This window comes from uncultured Ferrimonas sp., from assembly GCF_947489035.1.
Taxonomy (GTDB): domain Bacteria; phylum Pseudomonadota; class Gammaproteobacteria; order Enterobacterales; family Shewanellaceae; genus Ferrimonas.
Window position 1 is genome coordinate 218,321 of sequence record NZ_CANLCI010000001.1, and the last position, 20,484, is coordinate 238,804.

19 protein-coding genes are annotated in these 20,484 nt (G+C 54.7%); 4 read left to right on the forward strand and 15 right to left on the reverse strand.

All coding sequences use genetic code 11. From position 1 onward, the window contains the following. Positions 1-87 precede the first annotated feature (87 nt). The 5 genes from kdsB to Q0796_RS00925 form a co-directional block, all read right to left on the reverse strand. A complete protein-coding gene (gene kdsB / locus Q0796_RS00905; RefSeq protein WP_298439296.1) occupies positions 88-828 on the reverse strand; it encodes a 3-deoxy-manno-octulosonate cytidylyltransferase in 741 nt (246 codons plus the stop codon). Then, positions 828-1,007, reverse strand: a complete 180-nt coding sequence (locus Q0796_RS00910; protein WP_298439298.1) for a Trm112 family protein — start codon at positions 1,005-1,007, stop codon at positions 828-830. Before Q0796_RS00910 ends, kdsB begins: the two co-directional genes overlap by 1 nt. Then, a complete protein-coding gene (gene lpxK, locus Q0796_RS00915; protein WP_298439437.1) occupies positions 997-1,983 on the reverse strand; it encodes a tetraacyldisaccharide 4'-kinase in 987 nt (328 codons plus the stop codon). Before lpxK ends, Q0796_RS00910 begins: the two co-directional genes overlap by 11 nt. Before the next feature lies 1 nt (position 1,984). Beyond that, positions 1,985-3,730, reverse strand: coding sequence for a lipid A export permease/ATP-binding protein MsbA (msbA, locus tag Q0796_RS00920; protein WP_298439300.1), 1,746 nt, complete (start codon positions 3,728-3,730; stop codon positions 1,985-1,987). A gap of 71 nt (positions 3,731-3,801) precedes the next feature. Beyond that, positions 3,802-5,994, reverse strand: a complete 2,193-nt coding sequence (locus Q0796_RS00925; protein WP_298439301.1) for a DNA internalization-related competence protein ComEC/Rec2 — start codon at positions 5,992-5,994, stop codon at positions 3,802-3,804. A gap of 26 nt (positions 5,995-6,020) precedes the next feature. Between Q0796_RS00925 and Q0796_RS00930 the strand changes: the two genes are divergently transcribed. After that, positions 6,021-6,548 carry a DUF2062 domain-containing protein gene (locus Q0796_RS00930; RefSeq protein WP_298439303.1) on the forward strand — a complete coding sequence of 176 codons (528 nt, stop codon included), beginning with the start codon at positions 6,021-6,023 and terminating at the stop codon, positions 6,546-6,548. Positions 6,549-6,613: 65 nt separating this feature from the next. Here the strand turns inward: Q0796_RS00930 and ppiC are convergent, their stop codons facing one another. The 4 genes from ppiC to Q0796_RS00950 all read right to left on the reverse strand — a co-directional run bounded on the left by ppiC (position 6,614) and on the right by Q0796_RS00950 (position 10,089). Then, positions 6,614-6,895 carry a peptidylprolyl isomerase PpiC gene (gene ppiC, locus Q0796_RS00935; RefSeq protein WP_298439305.1) on the reverse strand — a complete coding sequence of 94 codons (282 nt, stop codon included), beginning with the start codon at positions 6,893-6,895 and terminating at the stop codon, positions 6,614-6,616. A 99-nt stretch (positions 6,896-6,994) separates the two neighbouring features. Then, positions 6,995-8,224 (reverse strand): lipoprotein-releasing ABC transporter permease subunit LolE, encoded by a 1,230-nt coding sequence (lolE, locus tag Q0796_RS00940; protein ID WP_298439307.1) that lies wholly within the window; start codon positions 8,222-8,224, stop codon positions 6,995-6,997. Next, the gene (gene lolD, locus Q0796_RS00945; RefSeq protein ID WP_298439309.1) at positions 8,217-8,903 is read right to left on the reverse strand and encodes a lipoprotein-releasing ABC transporter ATP-binding protein LolD; all 687 of its coding nucleotides are present in this window, start codon (positions 8,901-8,903) and stop codon (positions 8,217-8,219) included. The genes lolE and lolD overlap by 8 nt, the downstream gene beginning before the upstream one ends. Then, the gene (locus Q0796_RS00950; protein ID WP_298439312.1) at positions 8,896-10,089 is read right to left on the reverse strand and encodes a lipoprotein-releasing ABC transporter permease subunit; all 1,194 of its coding nucleotides are present in this window, start codon (positions 10,087-10,089) and stop codon (positions 8,896-8,898) included. The genes lolD and Q0796_RS00950 overlap by 8 nt, the downstream gene beginning before the upstream one ends. Positions 10,090-10,161: 72 nt before the next feature. Here Q0796_RS00950 and Q0796_RS00955 point away from each other — a divergent pair, with 72 nt between their 5' ends. The 3 genes from Q0796_RS00955 to Q0796_RS00965 are packed head-to-tail and all read left to right on the forward strand — an operon-like array spanning position 10,162 to position 15,294. Further along, complete coding sequence (locus tag Q0796_RS00955) at positions 10,162-10,734, forward strand: hypothetical protein (RefSeq protein WP_298439314.1); 573 nt, start codon at positions 10,162-10,164, stop codon at positions 10,732-10,734. A gap of 58 nt (positions 10,735-10,792) precedes the next feature. Next, a complete protein-coding gene (mfd, locus tag Q0796_RS00960) occupies positions 10,793-14,245 on the forward strand; it encodes a transcription-repair coupling factor (protein WP_298439316.1) in 3,453 nt (1,150 codons plus the stop codon). Then, positions 14,242-15,294 (forward strand): CsiV family protein, encoded by a 1,053-nt coding sequence (locus Q0796_RS00965; protein ID WP_298439318.1) that lies wholly within the window; start codon positions 14,242-14,244, stop codon positions 15,292-15,294. Before mfd ends, Q0796_RS00965 begins: the two co-directional genes overlap by 4 nt. Here the strand turns inward: Q0796_RS00965 and Q0796_RS00970 are convergent. From Q0796_RS00970 to Q0796_RS00995, 6 genes are all read right to left on the reverse strand, one after another. After that, on the reverse strand, positions 15,278-15,556 hold the full coding sequence (locus Q0796_RS00970) for an acylphosphatase (RefSeq protein WP_298439320.1): 279 nt from the start codon (positions 15,554-15,556) through the stop codon (positions 15,278-15,280). The two genes, Q0796_RS00965 and Q0796_RS00970, sit on opposite strands and share 17 nt — an antisense overlap. A 147-nt stretch (positions 15,557-15,703) precedes the next feature. Further along, positions 15,704-17,503, reverse strand: a complete 1,800-nt coding sequence (locus tag Q0796_RS00975; protein WP_298439322.1) for a DUF885 domain-containing protein — start codon at positions 17,501-17,503, stop codon at positions 15,704-15,706. Between the two features lie 151 nt (positions 17,504-17,654). Beyond that, on the reverse strand, positions 17,655-18,905 hold the full coding sequence (locus Q0796_RS00980; protein WP_298439324.1) for a tetratricopeptide repeat protein: 1,251 nt from the start codon (positions 18,903-18,905) through the stop codon (positions 17,655-17,657). Positions 18,906-18,919: 14 nt separating this feature from the next. Further along, positions 18,920-19,540: an energy transducer TonB gene (locus Q0796_RS00985; protein ID WP_298439326.1), complete on the reverse strand. Its 621-nt coding sequence runs from the start codon at positions 19,538-19,540 to the stop codon at positions 18,920-18,922. A 1-nt stretch (position 19,541) separates the two neighbouring features. Then, positions 19,542-19,946: a biopolymer transporter ExbD gene (locus Q0796_RS00990; RefSeq protein WP_298439327.1), complete on the reverse strand. Its 405-nt coding sequence runs from the start codon at positions 19,944-19,946 to the stop codon at positions 19,542-19,544. A 12-nt stretch (positions 19,947-19,958) separates the two neighbouring features. After that, positions 19,959-20,483, reverse strand: a complete 525-nt coding sequence (locus tag Q0796_RS00995; RefSeq protein ID WP_298439330.1) for a MotA/TolQ/ExbB proton channel family protein — start codon at positions 20,481-20,483, stop codon at positions 19,959-19,961. Position 20,484: the final 1 nt, after the last annotated feature.

A 20,484-nucleotide genomic window follows, 5' to 3' on the forward strand; every position in this document is an offset into this window, starting at 1 on the left:
TCCACCAGATCAAAAAAGAGCACGCTAAGCGTGCTCTTTTTTATCGACTGAAGCTCACCTCAACCACGGCATACGCCGCGAGGCAAATTAACGTAATATCGCCTGAACTCGGGCAAGATCTGCAGCGGTGTCCACCCCAGCCGGTGGCGGCTCTACCGCCTCAGCTACGTGAATTTTCTCACCTTGATACAACACCCGTAACTGCTCGAGGGATTCAATCTGCTCTAACGGGCTGATTGGCCACGCCACGTAATCGCGGATAAAGCCAGCACGGTAGCCGTAAATGCCCACATGACGTTGCGCCCCGGGGCTGATCCCCAGCTGCTGAGCAAAGCCATCGCGGTGCCACGGAATGGCGGCACGAGAGAAATACAGCGCGTAACCTTCGTTATCGCTGATCACCTTAACCGCATTCGGGTTGTGCATCTCTTCAGCGTCATCAATCGAAACCGACAGGGTCGACATCCGCGCCTTGCTGCCCACCAAGTTATCGGCGACTTGGCGAATGTTCGCCGCCGGGATCAAAGGCTCATCCCCCTGAACATTCACCACGATGGTGTCGTCACTTAACTGCAGCAGCTCCACGACTTCAGCCAAGCGTTCGGTGCCCGATTGGTGATCCGGTGAGGTCATCAACACCTCGCACCGATTGCCTAACGCCGCAACCACCCGCTGATCGTCGGTCGCAACGACCACGCGATCCGCACCGGATTCCTGCGCCCGCGCAACCACATGGGCCACCATCGGCTGGCCTGCAATGTCGGCCAACGGCTTACCCGGTAACCGGCTTGAACCGTAACGGGCGGGGATCACAACCACAAAGCTCATTAGTCGTTACTCTCAAGTGCCGTAGCACGGTCTTCCAACAGTACCGGAATGCCTTCATCAATGGCGTACACCAGTTTGTCGGCACGGCAGATCAAACGCTGGCCGTCACGGTCATACTCCAACTTGCCCTTACATACTGGGCAAGCAATGATTTCCAACAATTTGTGGTCAAACGCCATCGAGTTTTTCCTTTAACTGGGTCATAAATTGACTGTCGAACGTTGCGCCCAAACTAGCACTGACCGGTAGGTAATACCAGTTAGGCTGGGCGAAGTCGCGACACTTAACCGCATCTTTCTCGGTCATTAATAGGGATTGCTGGGCGTGCGCTAACGGCTGCAATAACGCGCTGCTGTAAGCCATGTGATCGGCAAAGCCGTGACTGGCACTCAGAGACAACCCGAGCTCGGCAAGGGTTTGAAAAAATCGAGGTGGGTGACCAATGCCGGCCATGGCGATCAGCTCGCCTTGGGGGGCTTCGGCGCCGCTGCCGTCCACCCGTTGCCAATCGCTGGGCTCTAGGGTCATTCGGTGCTCAGCTCCGTGCGCGCGGCCCCCGTTGCAAATAAGCAGATCGCACTGCTGCAATCGCGATATTGGCTCGCGCAGTGGCCCCATTGGCAAACGATGGCCGTTGCCAAAACGGCGCTGGCCGTCAATCACAGCCACTTCAAGGGTGCGGCCTAAACGGTAATGCTGCATGCCATCGTCGCTGATGATGATATCCACCTCGCCAGACGTTAGCAGCAACTGCGCCGCCGCGATCCGATCGGCCCCCACCGCCAGCGGCACCCCGCTGCGCTGGGCCAACAACCTGGGTTCATCGCCGCACAAACGGGGATCGCTTTGTGCATTAACCAACATTGGCTGAGCACTGGCGTCGCCACCATAACCGCGGCTGATGATTCCCGGTTGGTAACCATTGCGCTGCAACAGCTCCACCAGATACAGCACCACTGGGGTTTTGCCGTTGCCACCAACGCTGATGTTACCCACCACCACCACTGGCACAGGCAACGTGACCACCGGCTTTAGCCCCAACGAAAACAGCGCCCGACGCAGCTGACTAAGCGCGATAAACAACCAATTCAACGGCAGCAATAACCACAGCAGCGGGTGCCCCTGTTGCCAGGCTTGTTCAAACCAACGCTGCACCTTAGTCACCAAACTGCATTGAATGCAGCTGCGCGTAGGCGCCTTGCCGCGCCAGCAATTCGTGGTGGCTGCCGCGCTCAACTATCGCGCCTTGATCCAGCACAATAATTTCATCGGCATTTTCAATGGTGGATAAACGGTGCGCAATCACTATCGAGGTGCGCTCGGCCGCTAACTTATCCAACGCCGTTTGGATGGCGCGTTCCGATTCGGTATCCAGCGCCGAGGTGGCTTCATCCAACACCAAGATTGGCGTGTCGCGTAAAATGGCACGGGCAATGGCGATGCGCTGGCGCTGGCCACCGGAAAGCATCACCCCATCTTCACCAACCACGGTATCCAGCCCTTCGGGCAGATCCTTAACGAAGGTCATCACGTAGGCGGCTTCGGCGGCGGCTTCCACTTGTTCGCGGCTGACGTTTTCGCAGGCATAAGCGATGTTGTTGGCGATGGTGTCGTTAAACAGCGTCACTTGCTGCGACACAATGGCCATCTGACTGCGCAGGTTCGCCATGGTCAACTCGCGAATATCAACGCCATCAATACTGATGCTGCCCGAACCGATCTCGTAAAAGCGTGGCAACAGGGTGGATAACGTCGATTTGCCGGAGCCAGAACGGCCCACCAGTGCCACGGTTTTCCCCGCAGGTACCGACAGGTTGATCTGCTTCAATACCGGCCCATCAGAGGTTTCATACTGAAAGCTCAGATCCGTGACATCAATCGCGCCTTGGCAATCGGTGAGCTCCTTAGTACCGCTGTCGTTGGCGTCGGCCTGATCCAGCACCAAAAAGATGCTATCTGCCGCCGCCACGCCCCGTTGCAGCTCAGCATTAACCTTGGTGAGCTGTCGCACCGGGGTCATTAAGCCCATCATCGCGCCAATCACCACCACAAAGGAGCCAGGGCTCAGGGTTTCTAAAATGGCGGGGAAGCTGGCGATAAACAGCACCACGCCCAAGGCGATGGCACCTAAGATCTGGATCACCGGTTGGCTAATGGCGGTGGCCGCCGACAACTTCATGTTTTGTTGGCGGTTGCGATTGCTGGCTTGGCCGAAGCGCGCTTTTTCCACTTCTTGCCCACCAAAAGCCAATACGTTTTTATGGCCTTTGAGCATCTGCTCGGTGGTGGTGGTAACGCCGCCCATCGCCCCTTGGATCCGTTTCGAGATCATTCGGAAGCGCTTGCTGACGATGTTGATCACCACCGCAATCACCGGCCCAACCAAAAAGAACACCGCCGACAACTGCCAGCTTTCCCAAAACATGATGAATAACAGGCCGATCACCGTGAAGGTGGACCGCACCATGTTGATCAACGCACCGGATGAAGCACGGGATACCTGTTCGGCATCGTAGGTGACTTTAGAGATCAGATCGCCGCTGGAACGACTATCAAAGAAGGTGACCGGCAGGCGCAGATATTTTTCAAACACCTGCTGACGCATGGTGTGGATAACGTTTTGACTGACCCAAGCCAAGCAGTAGGTCGAGACAAAGTTGGCGCCGCCGCGCAGCACAAATAAGCCCACGATCACAAACGGCGCTAACCGTAAGGTGGTGGAGTCGCTTTGAGCCAAACCGTTATCAATCAGCGGCTTAACCATATAAACCAAGGAGGCATCAACGCCACCATAGATCGCCATGCCGATGATGGCCGCGAAAAAGCCCGCCTTGTAGGCGCGGACGTAAGGCCAAAGCCGTTTAAACGTGGCCACAAATGGGCTGGAATTGTCTGAGCTCATGTCAGCACTTCGTTGCTTAGAAAGTCGGTCATTCTACTTCGCCATCGGGTTGATACCAAATTTTGCCGCCTCTACTGCTGGTTATACCACCAAGGTGCCCAGTGTTGACGGTAGTTGCTGGCGGTTATTTCACCATCCTCGGTAAACCTCAGCTGTATCTGCCCAAGTTGCCCAGAGACCAAAACCTTAGCCCCTTGTTCGTGATAACGCTGCAACACCTCCGCTTTCGGAAACCGCCAACGATTATTGCGCCCTGCGGCCACGAGCACCCACTTCGCTGTTGTGGCCGCAACAAATGCAGCGCTGCTCGATGTGGATGAGCCATGATGCGGTGCCACCAGCACGTCCACTTGGGGCTGAAGCGTGGCCGCCAACCACGCCTGTTCGCCTGCCGCTTCAAGATCGCCAGGCAGCAACAATCGATGTTGGCCCGAATCCAGCAACAACACACAGGAACCGTCATTGCCCTCCAGCGGCGCCTGAAACCAATGCAGCGTTAACTGCCCCCAGCGTTTGGGGCCGCGGCCACAAGCGCCACCGCCAAAACCGTACTGTTGGGCAATGGGCAGCTGCTGCGCCAAGATCTTAGCCCCACCGGCGTGATCATTATCACCGTGGGACAACAACAACAGATCCAGCTGCGTGATGCCGCGCTGGCGCAGCAGTGGCAACAACGCCGCTTCGGCGTAACTGAAGCCGCCAGCGAAAGCCGCACCGGTATCCACCACCATGGCACGCTGATCTTGAGTAATTAACAGCGCCAACCCCTGCCCCACATCAATCATATCCAACTGCCATTGCACTCGCGGTGGCGTCGCCCACGCCAGTGCCAACAGTAAGGCAATGGCAGCAGCCAGCCACTGGCGCGCATGCAGCAACGTTAGGCTAAACCCGATCAGCGCCAACACCGCCACCGCCAGCAATGGCAAGGTGCCATAGCCAAACTCTGCCGCACTGGCGCCACGCGCCAACTGCGCTAAGGGCCACAACGACCAATCGGCCAGTTGCAGCAGCATAGGATCGGCCCCCAGCAACACTACTGTACTGAGCAGCAGACACAGCGGCAGCACCAACAGCGAGAAATAGGGCAACAACAGCAGGTTAGTCCACACCCCGTGCACACTGAATTGGCCAAACCACAGCCCCTGCAAGACACACAGCGCCAAGGTCAGCAGCAGTTGCAACCGCCCAAACCACACCAATCGCCGCCAGCGCGTTGCAGGCAGCGGCCACCACCAGTTCACCAATAAGATCAGCGCCACCGCCCCAAAGCTAAGCCAATAGCCCGGCGCTAACGACGCCAACGGTTGCAGCAATAACACCAGCGCGGCCACCCGCAATAGCAGTTCCCACGGCCGCCCCTGCCGCCGTTGCCACAACAGCAGCAACGTCAACAACACCGCGGCGGTGGCGCGCATGGTTGGCAGCGCCATTTCAGCCAAGCTGGCGTATAACAGCGCCATCGCGGCCGTAAGCAGCCACACCATCCCGCGGCCGCGACCATAAGGGTTGGCAAACAGCCGCTGTCGTAACCACGTCCCCACCGCCAGTGTCAGCCCAGCCACAATCGACAGGTGCAACCCCGAAATCGCCAACAGATGGATCAAGCCCGCTTGACGCATCTGCTGCCACCGTTCGCTGCTGACCCCACGGTCATCGGCCAAAACCAAGGTACGCAACAGATCCCCTTGGGGCAGTTCCTGTGTTGCCTGCGCTAAGGTTGCCAGCAACGGTTGGCGCCAATGGCGGCGATCTTCAACTAATTCGCCCTGCCGCACATAACCACTGGCCGCGATGTGATTGGCCAGTTGGTGTCGATATCGATTGAATCCACCTTGATTCAAATAGCCGCTTGGCGGCCGCAGTTTTACCTGCAATCGGTAGCGCTGGCCAAGGCGTAATGGCGGTGGTCGGTACCAACTTAATTCGATGCTACGGCTGGCGTACCAAGGCAGCGTTTCGCCGTTGATGGACTCGACCAACCAACGGTTACGCTGGTATAGTGCGGCGCCGGTTGTTGGTGAAGAAAGTTCTGCCACCACGGTAACCTGCCCGTAGGGAAACGAGCGCAACTCGCCCGCCAATCGGTGGCAAGCAAGTTGACCAAATAGCAGCCCTGCGGTAGCACCAAGTAGCACTGGGTAACGTTTAAGTAGCCCAAACGCAGGTATACTGGCGATAATAAAAGGGAGTGGGAGCAGATCTGGCCATATAACCACTGTGGACAGTGCCAATACCCACCCCAATAAAATGTGATTGATCATTGGGTACAAGGTGGCGTTGCAGCTCTATGCCAAGAAGAACATTTAAACGCATCATGCCCGATCCAGAAAACTTGCGGCAGCATAAGTACCTCAAGCTATTCGGGCCTTGGATGCAACAAGCCAATATCTGGCATCTGAACAGACGCTCCGCCTCTGGCGCGTTGGCGTTAGGGATCTTAGTGTGCTGGATCCCCATTCCGTTTCAGATGGTATTGGCGGCGTTTTCCGCCATCGTCTTTGGGGTTAACCTGCCGTTAGCGGTTGCCACGGTTTGGGTTTCGAACCCGCTGACCATGCCGGTGATGTTTTACAGCGCCTACCTTTGTGGCGCATCGGTCTTAGGATGGGAACGGACTGACTTCAACTTTGAGCTCAGTTGGCATTGGTTGGCGCAAAGCATTCACTCGGTGGGCCCACCGATGTTGTTTGGCTGCGCCCTGCTCGGCGCGATCAGCGCCATCTTCACCTACTTCATCATCAACAGCCTGTGGCGCTACGGCATCTTGTTCAATTGGCGCAAGCGGCAGCGACTGCGCGCCGATCGCTACAGTTGATGCAAAAACGGCAGTGCTTTTAGCACTGCCGTTTTTCGTTATCGGGCTGAAAGGCCATCGTTCAATTAAGTGCGGTACAGCACCTTAATGATGTGGTAACCAAATTTGGTTTTTACTGGCCCAATGGGCTTTAAGATGGCGCCGGTAAAGACCGCTTTATCAAACGGTGGCACCATGTCGCCTTTGCGAAACTCGCCAAGGCTGCCGCCTTTTTTGCCCGATGGGCAGGTGGAGTGCTTCTTCGCGAGAGTCTGAAAGTTTGCGCCCTTTTCCAGCTGCGCCAGCAGATCTTTCGCTTTATCTTCGTGTTTCACCAAAATGTGTAACGCTGCTGCGGTGTTCGCCATTGCCGTCTCCTTCAGACTTCGTGGTGCGGATTGATACCTGTTGCAAAGCGCGCGGATCCTAGCAGCGATGCCTGCCGCACGCCAGCACTGCGATCCGCGTTAGCGATGCAGCGCCTGCACCGGTTGCAAGCGGCTGGCTTGCCACGCCGGATACCAGGTGGCAATTAGGGTAACGATAAAGGCCAACAACGACACCAGCACCACATCACGCAGCATCAGTTGCGACGGCAAAAAGTCGATAAAATAGACATCGCCAGACAACACCTTCACCGAGAACGTCTGTTCCACCCAAGCCACCAGCTGCGGTAAGCGCCACGCCAGCAACGAGCCAATCGCCGCCCCAAGGGCACAGCCAATGGCGCCCGTAACCGCGCCTTGCACCATAAAGCTAGAAAGAATGCTGCCTTTGCTCATGCCCATGGTGCGTAAAATGGCGATTTCGTGCTGCTTATCTCGCACCGCCATCACCAGGGAACAGATGATGTTAAAGCTGGCGACGGCGACCACCAATACCAGTACCAGATAGGTCAACATCCGCACCAGCTGAATGTCGCTGTACAGGTGGCCTTGGGTGCGGGTCCAATCTTGCAGCATCATGTATTGGCTTTGGCGAAAGCCGATGCGACGGACCACCCGCGAGGCGCTGAACAGATCCGCAACCTTAATCCGTACGCCGTTGGGGCCGGCCAGCCCCGCCATCGATGCGGCGAAGTTGATGTTGCTGAAGGCGATGCTGTTGTCGATTTCACCGCCTAAATCAAACAGGCCGGTTACGGTGAGCACCTGCCGCGTTGGCCCCTGTCGCGCCTCTTTGGCGGGGATCAACAAGCTGACTCGATCACCAACGCTAACATTAAGGTGTTGCGCCAATGCGGAGCCCAGCACTACGTTGGGCTGCTCGGAACGCAAACTTTGCCAGCCCGCCGCATCAATAAACTGCGGTGCCGCCGAAACTCGCTGCTCCAACTCGATGTCGATGCCACGCAATTGCACCGGTTTCATTGCATCGCCGCGCTGCAACAGCCCTTGGATCGGCACAAACGGCGCAGCGGCGAGCACTTCGTTTTCAGCTTCCGCTTCGGCCACCAACGCTTGCCAGTCGTGCAGCGGCGCATCCACCGCGATAAATTCACCGTGGGGCACAACCGCTAACAAACGCTGTTGCAGTTCACGTTCAAAGCCGTTCATGGCCGACAGCACTAAAATCAGTACCGCCACCCCAAGGGTGATCCCCACTACCGACGACAGCGAGATAAACGACACAAAACCGTTGTTGTTGCGACCACGCCAAAAACGCCAGCCAATTTGCAGCGCCAACCCTTTAGCCATGGTTGAACTCCAACTGGCCTGCGCGCATCTCTAGCTGCCGATCCAGCTTGGCGGCCAATTCGCGATCGTGGGTTACCACCACAAAGGCTGTGCCTTGTTCTTGCGCCAATTCGCGCAGCAGTTCGTACACCGAATTGGCGCTGGTTTCATCCAAGTTACCGGTGGGTTCGTCCGCCAGCACCAACGCGGGTTTGTTGGCTAAGGCACGGGCGATGGCCACTCGTTGGCGTTCGCCGCCAGACAGTTCGCTGGGGCGGTGGTGCAACCGCTCGGCTAACCCTACGCGGCTCAGCAGCTGTTCGGCACGGGCGTTCGCCTCGGCCACGCTGCTGCCAGCGATCCGCTGTGGCATGGCCACGTTTTCCAAGGCGGTAAATTCCGGCAACAGATGGTGAAACTGGTAGATAAACCCCAGCTGTTGATTTCGCAATGTGTTGCGAGCCCGCTCTGACAACGTGGCAATATCGTGACCGTTAAATTCAATGCTGCCCTCGGTTGGGCTGTCTAAAGTGCCCAGCAAGTGCAACAGCGTGCTTTTGCCCGAGCCACTGCTGCCGATAATAGCCACCAGTTCACCGGCATTGATGGTTAACGACAGATCCGTCAGCACCCGTGTCTGCTGTTTGCCCTCTTGATACACTTTGCCCAAACCAGAGCACTGTAGTAATGGCTTATTCATGCCGTAAAACCTCTGCAGGATTGACGTGAGACGCCCGCCACGCGGGGTATAACGTTGCTAAAAAACTGAGCGCCAACGCACCCATCACCACCAAAGCGACTTGGCGGTAATCAATAAGTACCGGCAGCGGTTGCCCCGGTGGCAATAACCAGATCCCCAGCGCCGTTAAGATCGGCTGCAGATCCCACGCCAGCAATAAGCCAATGGCGGCACCGATCCCCGTGCCTAAAGCCGCGCTGCTCATGCCCTGCACGCTAAACACCTGCATAATGGCGCCACGGCCAAAGCCTTGGGTTTTCAAAATCGCCATATCGGCGGTTTTGTCGGTCACCATCATCACCAACGCCGACACAATGTTAAATGCCGCGACGGCGATGATAAGCCCCAGTAACAACGACATCATCCGTTTTTCCATTTTCACCGCGGCAAACAGTTGGCCGTAACGGGCACGCCAATCTTCAACCTGCAGCTGCGGATACTGCTGGCTAAGCTCGGCACTTAACTGCGGCGCAGTAAAAGCATCGTACAGATACAAGCGGCTTTGTGCTGGCTGGCGCAGCAAGCGCTTGGCATCACTGATGTGAATTAGCGCCATCGCTTGATCCACCTCCGCCCCCAGCTCAAAGACCGCCGCAACCGTAAACAAGCGCTGCCCGGGCACTCGGCCCATGGGCGTATAACGGGCACCGCCTGCGGTCATTACTCGCACGGTATCGCCGCTCCACACATTCAGTTTGTTGGCCAAGGCACTGCCCAGTACGATGCGGTATTTGCCGGCCTGCAAATGACTTAACTGACCTTGCAGCATGGCGCTGGCCAGTGGCGATACCGTTTGTTCTAAGGCAGGATCGATCCCCAAGAGTTGCGCCCCCGCCATGCTACTGCCTTGGCTGAGCAACGCTTCACTGGTGAGCATCGGCACCTGCGCTTTGATCAACGCCGAGGGCGGTAAGGTAGGAATGGGAGTTTGGGCTACGGTTGAAAGGGTGATCTGTGGTACGGAACCAAGGATCTGCCCTTTTAAACGATCTTCTAAACCATTCATCACCGAACTAACGATGATCAATGCCGCCACCCCAATGGTGATCCCAAGCACTGAAAACAAAGTGATAAATGAAACAAAGCGCGTGTCTTTGCGAGCACGCCAATAGCGCAACCCAATATTCAAGGCGACAGGAGAAATCATAGGGTTAGGTTGGCTAAATCCATAAGTTCGCAGATAATAATGGCAAATCCATGTAACTAACAAGGACTGGCAATGTCAGCATCCGACGAATCGTTCTTTAGTGTCGCCAGTTCATTTGATGTTTTGCTGGACAAAATTTCCCCTGAACAGCTGTGGTTAGAGCCGCCACAGCTGCTTGAAGCGATGCCCACGGCCTTTAGATTGATGGCGCAAGTTACCGATTTAGAACATGAATGCTTACCATTGCTGCAAAATATGGAACAGCACGCCAAAGGCTTAGCCCAGTACTTAAAGCTGCAATCCAGCAAAATTGATCTGGTGCTGCAACAACAGCTGGCCCAAGATCCCAACGCCGAGATCAAAGCCGGTGGGCTGCGTTTTGGCGGCTCGGGGCTGAGCGTGGTGCTGCCAAACCCACTCTCACCAGGGCAAGCCTTAGCGATGAGAATATTTATTGCGGCAGAACAAGTGGCGGTTTACGCCCACGGTGAAGTGGTGGAATGCAACCACGACGAACTGGGCATGGTGGCGCAGATCCGCTTCTGCAGCATCAGCGAAGTTGCCCAAGAACAGTTGGTGCGTGCCAGTTTGCAAGTACAACAAAAACAGCTGCGAGATCGCGCCAAGCTGCGCCGTTCCGAATAACCCCTATTTGAAGCTAAAAACGGTGCACTGCCTGCCCAGTGCGCCCACGGAATCCTGTATGAGTCGATTTTCCCCACTGCAGCCGCCACAAGGTGGTGCAGGCAGCAAGATGAAATTAACCGGTTTAACTGGTTCAGCCTTAAGCCTCAGCGCCGATCAACTGATCCGCCGCCACGGCCAACTGACCTTGCTGCTAACCGAAGACACCCCCACGGCCTTGCAGCTCGAACAGGAACTGCGCTACCTCAGTAACGGCGATTATCCGGTGCAGCTGTTTCCAGACAGAGAAACCCTGCCCTACGACAGCTTTTCGCCTCATCAGGATATTATTTCGCAACGCTTAGAAGCACTGAATGCGCTGCCATCAATGCAAGCAGGGCTGGTGATCCTGCCTGTATCAACCGCGTTAACGCGGCTGTGCCCAGCGGATTTTGTGGCGGGCAACGTACTGGCGTTTAAGCAAGGGCAAACCGTCAACATTGATGCACTGCGATCGCAACTGGCGCGGGCGGGTTACCACACCGTGGAGCAGGTGTATGAACATGGCGAGTTTACCGTACGCGGCTCAATTGTTGATCTGTTCCCAATGGGCGCCGAGCAACCGCTGCGACTGGATCTGTTTGACGATGAACTGGAGTCTATCCGCCCGTTTGATATCGACAGCCAACGCTCGGAAGGCAGCATCGACGCGATCTCCTTGCTGCCCGCACGCGAGTTCCCAACCAATAAGGCGGGGATCGACACCTTCCGCACCAACTACCGCCAGCACTTTGAGCGGATCAGCAACGAACCCGAGTCCATCTATCAGCAGGTGAGCAAAGGCATTATGCCTGCGGGGATCGAAAGCTACCTGCCGCTGTTTTTTGCCCAAACCAGCACCGTTTTTGATTTCTTGCCCGAGCAAGTGCAGCTGTTAAGCGTTGGTGACATACAACACGCCAGTGAACGCTACCTTAATGACGCCAACAGCCGCTACGACAATCAGCGGATCGATCCCCTGCGGCCCCTGTTGGCGCCGCACGAGCTGTTCCTGCGTAGCGACGAACTGTTCGCGGCCATGAAGCCCCACGGCCGCATTCAGCTGCAAGCACTCAGCAGCGAGATCGCCAAAGAAAACCAAGCCCAATGCCAAGTGATCAGCGGCATCGAAGCCAACCATCAACTGAAGCAACCGCTCACCCAGTTATTGGAGCAGCGCCAGCAGTGGCAACGGCTGCTGTTTACGGTGGAATCCGAAGGCCGCCGCGAAGCCCTGTCCGAGCTGCTGCGCGCCACCGGCATCAAGCCCAAACGATTTGAGCACTGGCAGCAGTTTCTAGCCAGTAACGACAGCTGCGGCGTGATCGTCAGCCCGCTGGAAAATTCGGTTTTGCTCGCGCAGGAAAGCATCGCTGTAATCGCCGAAGCCCAGCTGTTTGGCAACCGTGTGCGGCAACGCAGCCAACGTAAATCCCGCGGCGTCAGCTCAGACACTCTGGTGAAAAACCTTGCTGAACTGAAAATCGGCCAGCCGGTCGTGCACCTCAAACACGGAGTGGGTCGCTACCTTGGGCTGGAACTGATTGACGCCGGCGGCATGACCTCTGAATTTTTGATGCTGGAGTACGCCACCGGCAGCAAACTGTATGTGCCGGTGAACGCGCTGCATCTGATCAGCCGTTACAGCGGTTCCGACGACGACAGCGCCCCCCTGAATAAACTGGGCAGCGAAGCGTGGGAGAAAAACCGCCGTAAGGCCGCAGAGAAAGTGCGTGATGTGGCGGCAGAGCTGCTGGAGATCTACGCCCAACGCGAAACCAAAAAAGGCTTCGCCTTTAAGTTGGAGCACGGCGAATACCTGCGCTTCTCTGCTGGCTTCCCCTTTGAAGAAACCGAAGACCAAGCCAACGCCATTGATGCGGTGATCAACGACATGCAGATCCCGCAAGCAATGGATCGCTTGGTTTGTGGTGATGTTGGCTTTGGTAAAACCGAAGTGGCCATGCGCGCCGCCTTTGTTGCCGTACATGCGGGCAAACAAGTGGCGGTGTTGGTGCCCACTACACTGCTTGCCCAGCAACACTACGACAACTTCCGCGATCGCTTTGCCGATTGGCCAGTACAGATAGAGGTGATGTCACGCTTTAAAACCGCCAGCGAGCAAAAAAAAGCGATGGCGCAACTGGCCGAAGGTAAAATCGACATCATCATCGGCACCCACAAGTTGCTGCAAAGCGACATCAAATTCCCTGATTTGGGGCTGTTGATTGTCGATGAAGAACACCGTTTTGGTGTGCGCCAAAAGGATCAGATCAAAGCGCTGCGGGCCGAGGTGGACATTCTTACCCTAACCGCCACACCAATCCCCCGTACCCTCAACATGGCAATGTCGGGCATGCGCGATCTGTCGATCATCGCGACCCCACCCAAACGGCGTTTATCGGTAAAAACCTTTGTGCGCCCCAAAGAAGGGGCGTTGATACGCGAAGCCCTATTACGAGAAATTCTGCGCGGTGGTCAGGTGTATTACCTGCACAACAGCGTTGAAACCATTGAAGATTGCGCCAAAGAGCTGGCCGACCTGGTGCCAGAAGCCCGCATCGGCGTTGCCCACGGCCAGATGCGAGAGCGACAGCTAGAGCAGGTGATGAGCGAATTCCATCATGGCCGCTTTAACCTATTGGTGTGTACCACCATCATTGAAACGGGCATCGATATCCCCAGCGCCAACACCATCTTAATTGAACGCGCCGACAAATTTGGCTTGGCGCAGTTGCACCAGTTGCGTGGCCGAGTGGGCCGTTCGCACCATCAGGCGTACGCCTATCTTCTTACCCCGTCAAAACGGTTAAGCAAAGACGCCCAAAAACGGTTAGAGGCGATTGAGCAACTGGAAGATCTGGGCGCAGGCTTTATGCTGGCCACCCAAGATTTGGAGATCCGCGGCGCCGGTGAACTGTTGGGGGATGAACAAAGCGGCCACATCGCCAAAGTTGGCTTTAGCATGTACATGGATATGCTTGAGCAAACCGTAGAAGCACTGAAAGCGGGACAGCAGCCGTCGCTGGATGCCCTCTTGGCGGAACAAACCGAGTTGGAGCTGCGCTTACCGGCACTGTTGCCAGACGACTACATCCCCCACGTGAATACCCGCCTAGCCATCTACAAACAGATCGCCTCTTGTAACACCGAGAACGAGCTGATTATGGCCAAGGTGGAACTGGTTGATCGCTTCGGCCGCCTACCAAGCGCCACCGAGAACCTGATCAACACCGCCAAACTGAAACTGCGCGCCAGCACCTTAGGGATCCGCCGCATCGAAGCCAATGCCAAATCCGGCAGCTTCGATTTCAACGAACAAACGCCGGTAGAGGCGATGACGCTGATTAAAATGCTGCAGAGCAACCCATCTACCCTTAAAATGGATGGCCCAACTAAGTTGCGCTTTATCCAAGAAATGGAAACCGCAGAGCAACGCTTCGATGCCATTGAACACTGGCTTAACCAAGTTTCGGCGGACATACCTCAATGAGAACCCTGATAAGCAACACCCTTGCAGCCGCCGCGCTGTTCGCAAGCGCCAACGCGTACGCCGAGCCACCAACTTGGTTTGAAGTTGAGCTATTGGTGTTTACCCAAGCTGATAACAGCAGCGAACACTGGCCACCAGAGCAGCAGCCTTTTGCCACCACGGGCAGCTTGGATCTCTTTAAGCCGGTGTGGAATCCTGATTTAAGCCCATTAGAGCTCGCCCTGAATGGCTGCGACAGCCAGCAGTGGAGTTTAGATCCTCTGGGTTGCCAACAGCGTGAACAACAAAGCCAGTCCAACCAAGCCCCTTCTAAGCTGCCAAGCCTAGCCGCGGCGACTCAATTGGCGGATCCACTTGATGGCAAACCTTATCTGCTCACCAAAGAGTTGCTGCAATTTGGCGAGCAAGCCAGCACCTTACGCCGCAAAGGCAGCACCATTTTGGTGCACAGCGGCTGGCAGATGCCGGTGTATGGTAAGCGCCAAGCGCAAGCGCTGCGGGTGTACGGCGGCAACAATTTCCAATCGGAATATCAGCGCAACGGCAATGTGATCAGCAACGATAACGACATCATGTCGAGCTTCAGTTGGCTCGATACGTTAACCCAACCAGAGCAAACCCAACCGGTTTGGCAACTGGATGGGCAGCTCACCATCTATCTGAATCACTATCTGTTTATTGAATCGCGCTTGGGGCTGCGCGAGCCAAGCCAAAGGAAGGTGATGGTGGAACGGCCGTCGCCAGACAGCCATGAAGGCGGGGGTGCCATTGAAGTGTTTGCGATTGATCAACAGCCAACCTTGACGGAGCCCAGCGCAACCGAACCCTTTTTAGCGACGATTGCCCTAGATCAGAATCGCCGAGTTCGCAGTCGCGAAATTCACTATTTCGACAACCCGAAACTCGGCATGGTTATCCAGATCCGGCGCATGGAGCAACCCCAACCCCTCGCCGTGGATGACACCGACAGCATCGACGTCGACGCGAAAGAAAACGTCAATGCCGCGACTTTAACTGAAGCTGCGGCAGGCGCTACTGGCCTTCACTGATCTCGAAATCCAGATACAGATCGCTGCCGTCATAGTCGCTCACCAGCACATCATTGACGGTAGCGGACTCTGGGCCGGAGTTGGCCCAATCAATCAAAGCCTCCACCGCCTGATCGCCCCCCTGCGCTAAGATCTCAACCGAACCATCGCTGAGGTTTCGCACGTAGCCAGTAACCCCGAGCGACTGCGCCTGCTGTTGTGTGCTGGCACGAAACCAAACCCCTTGCACCTTGCCCGAAACTCGAGCGATAAGCTGTTTCATCACAATCCCCTTGGTGGCAATTCAGGCAGCGGTTAACAAGTAACCATCATTATGGTTTTATCCGACTTGCTAAGCGTAGTAAAGCGCTAAACCACGCCCAATAAAAAAGGCAGCCCATCGGCTGCCTTAAATACGGTGACAAAACGCTTACTGTTGCTGTGCAACCCAGCGATCAATCTTCTTTTCTAGCAACGCCATTGGCAGCGAGCCTGACGACAGCACCTGATTGTGGAAGTCGCGCAGATCGAATTTATCGCCTAGCGTCTGTTCTGCTTCAGCGCGCAAACGCAAAATGGTTAATTGGCCCACTTTATAAGACAGTGCCTGCCCTGGGATCGCCATGTAGCGCTCCACTTCAGCAGTAACATCACTCGGCGCCATCGGGCTGTTATCCAACATGTACTGGATCGCTTGCTCTCGGCTCCAGCCTTTCGCGTGCAGCCCAGTATCTACCACCAAGCGCATTGCTCGCAGCATCTCATCAGATAACTTACCGAAGTACTGGTAGGGATCAGTAAACAAGCCCATCTCAATGCCTAGGTATTCCGCATACAACGCCCAGCCCTCTTCAAAGGCGGTATAGCCACCAAAACGCTGAAATTCTGGCACCCCTTGCAGCTCTTGCTTAATGGCGATTTGGAAGTGGTGCCCCGGCGACGCTTCATGCAGCGATAACGTTGTCATGCCCCATTTCGGCTGAGCCTTCAAGTTATAGGTGTTGACGTAAAATACCCCTGGGCGGCTGCCATCTGGCGCCGGCGATTCGTAGCTGGCGCCGGCAGCCGATTTCTCTCGAAACGGTTCCACCGGCTTAACCACGTAATCCGCTTTCGGTTGAATATCAAAGTATTGCGGCAACACTTTATTGATCTTCAACTTAATCTCGCCATAGCCCGCCACCAGCTGCTCTTTTTCGGTGAAAAAGAACTTAGGCTCACTGCTAAGGTGCGCAAAGAAGGCGCTGAGATCGCCCTCAAAGCCCACTTGGGTACGCACTTTGTCCATCTCGGCCAAAATGCGGGCGACTTCATCTAAGCCAAGCTGATGAATTTGCGCTACCGGCATGGTGGTGGTGGTGTGCATGTTGGCTAAGTGCTGATACCACGGGGCACCGCCTGGTAACTGCCCCCATCCATCGGAATCACGGCTGTTCGCCAAATACTCATCATTAAAGTAATCACGCAACTGGGTAATCGCCGGCATCAACTTGGTCACCAAGGCATCTTGGTAACGCGAACGTAATTGGCGGGCGTCTTCTGCTGAAATCGATTCTGGCATCGAAGCCAACGGCCCATAAAACGGGCTATCGTTGATATCGGCATCAACCAAGGCGCTCAGTTGCGGAATGATTTTTTCGACCAACACTTTAGGCAGCACAACCCCTTGGCTTGCCCCTTGGTCCATCCGCTCTTGGGCGGTTTGGCTCCAAGCGATAAAATCATCCATTCGAGCAATAAAGTTGTCGTAGTCTTGCACCGTATTAAATGGCTGGGCGCTTTGCCCACTGCCCAACTGCACAAACGAGATCACTCGGCTGTAAAATTGATTCATCGGTAACAGCTCTTCGGCAAAGGCGTCCCCCGCCACCGCCACGCTCAGTTCATACTCTAAAATGTCACGGCTCAGTTGCTGCTGTGCGGTTAATGCATCAGCATCAATTGCTTGCACCTGCGCTAAAAACTGTTGATGTAACTTATTGCGCTTGGCTAAGTATTCATCGCTGACCGAGTTAGCAAGGCGATCGTTAAACTCTGGCCGCCCAACATAGGTGCCCATGATTGGATCCAGATCCAAACCGGCATCGAAATATTGCTGAGTAAACTGATTAAAGTTAAAAGCCGGTGCTTCAACCGGTGCTGCCACTGCCACAGGATCCGTTGCGGGTGCTTGGCAACCCGTCAACATTGCGGCAGTAACCGCAGCGATTAGAGATAATTTCAATTTCATCTTGTGCTCCATGCGTCATACCTCTGGGCTGTCCTGCTGATGCGGGAACGCCCAATCTCACTTTGCTGCCCTCCAAAATCGAAGTGGGAAAAACAAAGTGGGTACCAATAAAAAGCCCCGCAATGCGGGGCTTTTCCTTTCGCTGCGAACGTTACTTCACAGACACTTTTTTGCGCTTGGCGGTGTCTTCAATGTAAGACAACCAGCTCTTAGCATTTTTCGCAGTCTTCTTATCTTTGGTGGCAGCCTTACACGCTTTGTATGCAGCTTTAAATTCACCTAAGTAGAAGTGCGCTTGAGCCAGCAGCATCTGTGCCTCGCCAATGCTCTTCAGGCCAGTGCCGTCCATCGCATTACGCACTGCAGCCTTCGCTTCTTTGTAGCGCTCTTTTTCCATCAGCAAACCAGCTTGACGCATAAAATGCTTGGCGTTGTTGGACATTTTGCCCGCCTCGCCATAGAACACCACTGCCTTATCAATCTGCTTCGCCTGATGGTAAGTGTTCGCTAACATCGACACGCTGGTCTCATCACGCTCCACCAGACCATCTTTCAGGTATTTCTCCTGAAGTTTGGCGGATTTCAGCGGCACGTTATTCTGGGCGTACAGCTGAGCCAGCATTTTAAACTCGCTCGCCTTTTCCAGGTAACCATTACGATACGCAACATCCATGGTGTAAAGCGACTTTTTGAAATCTTCGCTTAACATGTACATCTGCGCTAACTGAACCCAAGCTCGGCCTTCATGCGGGAACAAACGTACAATTTCTTCGGCAATTTTTGCTGCGTTTTTGTACTGCTTGGTCTCGTAGTAAGCGCCCATCTTCAAGCTGTAAGCCGCCTTTTTAGGCTTTTTTTGCAAGGCGATGGACTTATCAGCAAAACTAATTGCTGGCTTGTACTCTTTCTTTTCGTAATGTGCGCTCGCCATACGCAGGTAGACGTTAACGTCTTCCTTACAGGTAAACGACATCCAGTCTTGGTAGTACTTCAGGGCATCATCGAACTTACGCTCAGAGATGCTCAGATCCGCCAGCAACTTAATTGCATTGCCGTGGTCGCTACCACCTAACTGGTTAATGTCTACCGCCACCTTAAGGTGTTTCATTGCGGTATTCACTTTGCCATCTTTCCCAGCGTACAGGCTGCCGATCATGCGGGAAACGTACGCTTTATCGAAATCGCTGCTGGTTTTAATTTCCAACAAGATCCCAAGCGCTTCATCCACCTGTTCGCCACTGTACAATTCGTATGCTTTTTGAACCTTCTTACCAACTCGCTCAGATACCGCACGACTCTTACGATCATCGATTGGACACTTAGCCGCTAATGCTGGTGTGGCAACCACACCAGCGGCGATAGCGAGTAGCAGTGCAGGGATCAATTTGGTCTTTTTCGACATAGTATCCTCCTGCCTTAGCCGTTGGCTTTATCCAAGGCGAAATCCAAACGAACTTGCTGACCCGTTTGTTTCACCGGCTTACCATCAACAATTTTCGGTTTGTACTTCCACTTGCGAAGTGCACGACGCGCTTCTTGATCAAACAAGCGACGAGGCTCAGCTTGGACAACTTTAACGTCTTCCACGCCGCCTAACTCGTTAATGGTGAAGCTCAACACTACGTAACCTTCTTTACCGTCGCGGGCTGCTTTCACAGGGTAGCGAGGTTCGATTCGTACGATAGGTGTGGCATCGCCATCACGGGCCATCGCGTTACTTGGATCACCAAGACCGGTATCGATCCCACCTAAGTCAGGGCCAGAGATATTAACCGAAATAGAATCACTTACATCGGCAGTATCAGGCTCCATCTCAACCGGTTTTGGCGGCTGTTGCGGTGGCTTTGGTGGCTTCGGCTTTGGACGGTCACGATTCTGCGCTTGCGCGTCTTGCCGCTCCATCACAATCTCGATCGGTGGCGTATCAAAGTTATTGTCGTGGCGCTTAGCACCACCACTTACCAGAAACGCCATGAAAGAGAACAAAGCGAAGGTCACCGCAGCACCAACGAGTAGGGCTAACAGTGATCTCAACATATTAATCTGCCTCCGCCGAGACCGAAATCTGGTCGATGCCGGCAGCTTTAACCTGATCCATCACTTTAACAACGACACCATGTTTGGCTTCTTTGTCTGCTTGGATCATAACCTGTGCTTCTGGCGACTCAGCCAACATCCGTTCAACGTTAGCGCGAACACGCTGTACGTCAACTTCACGCTTTTCCATGTAAACGATGCCGTTTTCATTGATAGCAATGAAGATGTTAGCCGATGGCTTTTTCGAAGCCTGTTGTGCTTTAGGACGGTTAACTTCAATACCAGACTCTTTAACGAACGAGGTAGTTACGATAAAGAAGATCAGCATGATGAAAACGATGTCCAGCATCGGAGTCATGTCGACTTCGGCTTCGTCCACTACTGTGGAATGCTTCTTACGTGCCATAAAAAACTCTCTTTAATGATGCGGCAAGTTATCAATTAACTGCTCGGTGGACATTTTCATACGCGCTTTCAAACGGGTACTGAAGAAAACACCAGACAGAGCGGCAACCATGCCCGACATAGTCGGGATAGTGGCCATCGAAATACCACCAGCCATCAGACGTGGGTTACCAGTACCTTGTACCGCCATCACTTCAAACACTGCAATCATGCCGGTAACCGTACCGAGCAGACCCAACATTGGACAGATAGCCACCAAGGTATTAATCAAACCCATACGTGCATTTAATTGTTCTTGTGCCTGGGAGATCCACGCTTCACGGATGCGATGGGCATACCAAGAAGTGCTGTCTGCGCGTGCGTCCCATTTAGCGATGATTTCTTTGCGTACGCCTGGAAAGACGAAACTAACGTAGAAATAACGCTCTAACATCAACACCCACATCAGGAACAGCGCTCCTGCAACCAACCAGAGTACATCGCCTCCCGTGGCCATGAAGTCCCTGACAGACTCCCAGAGTTCTACCAGGTAAAGCATA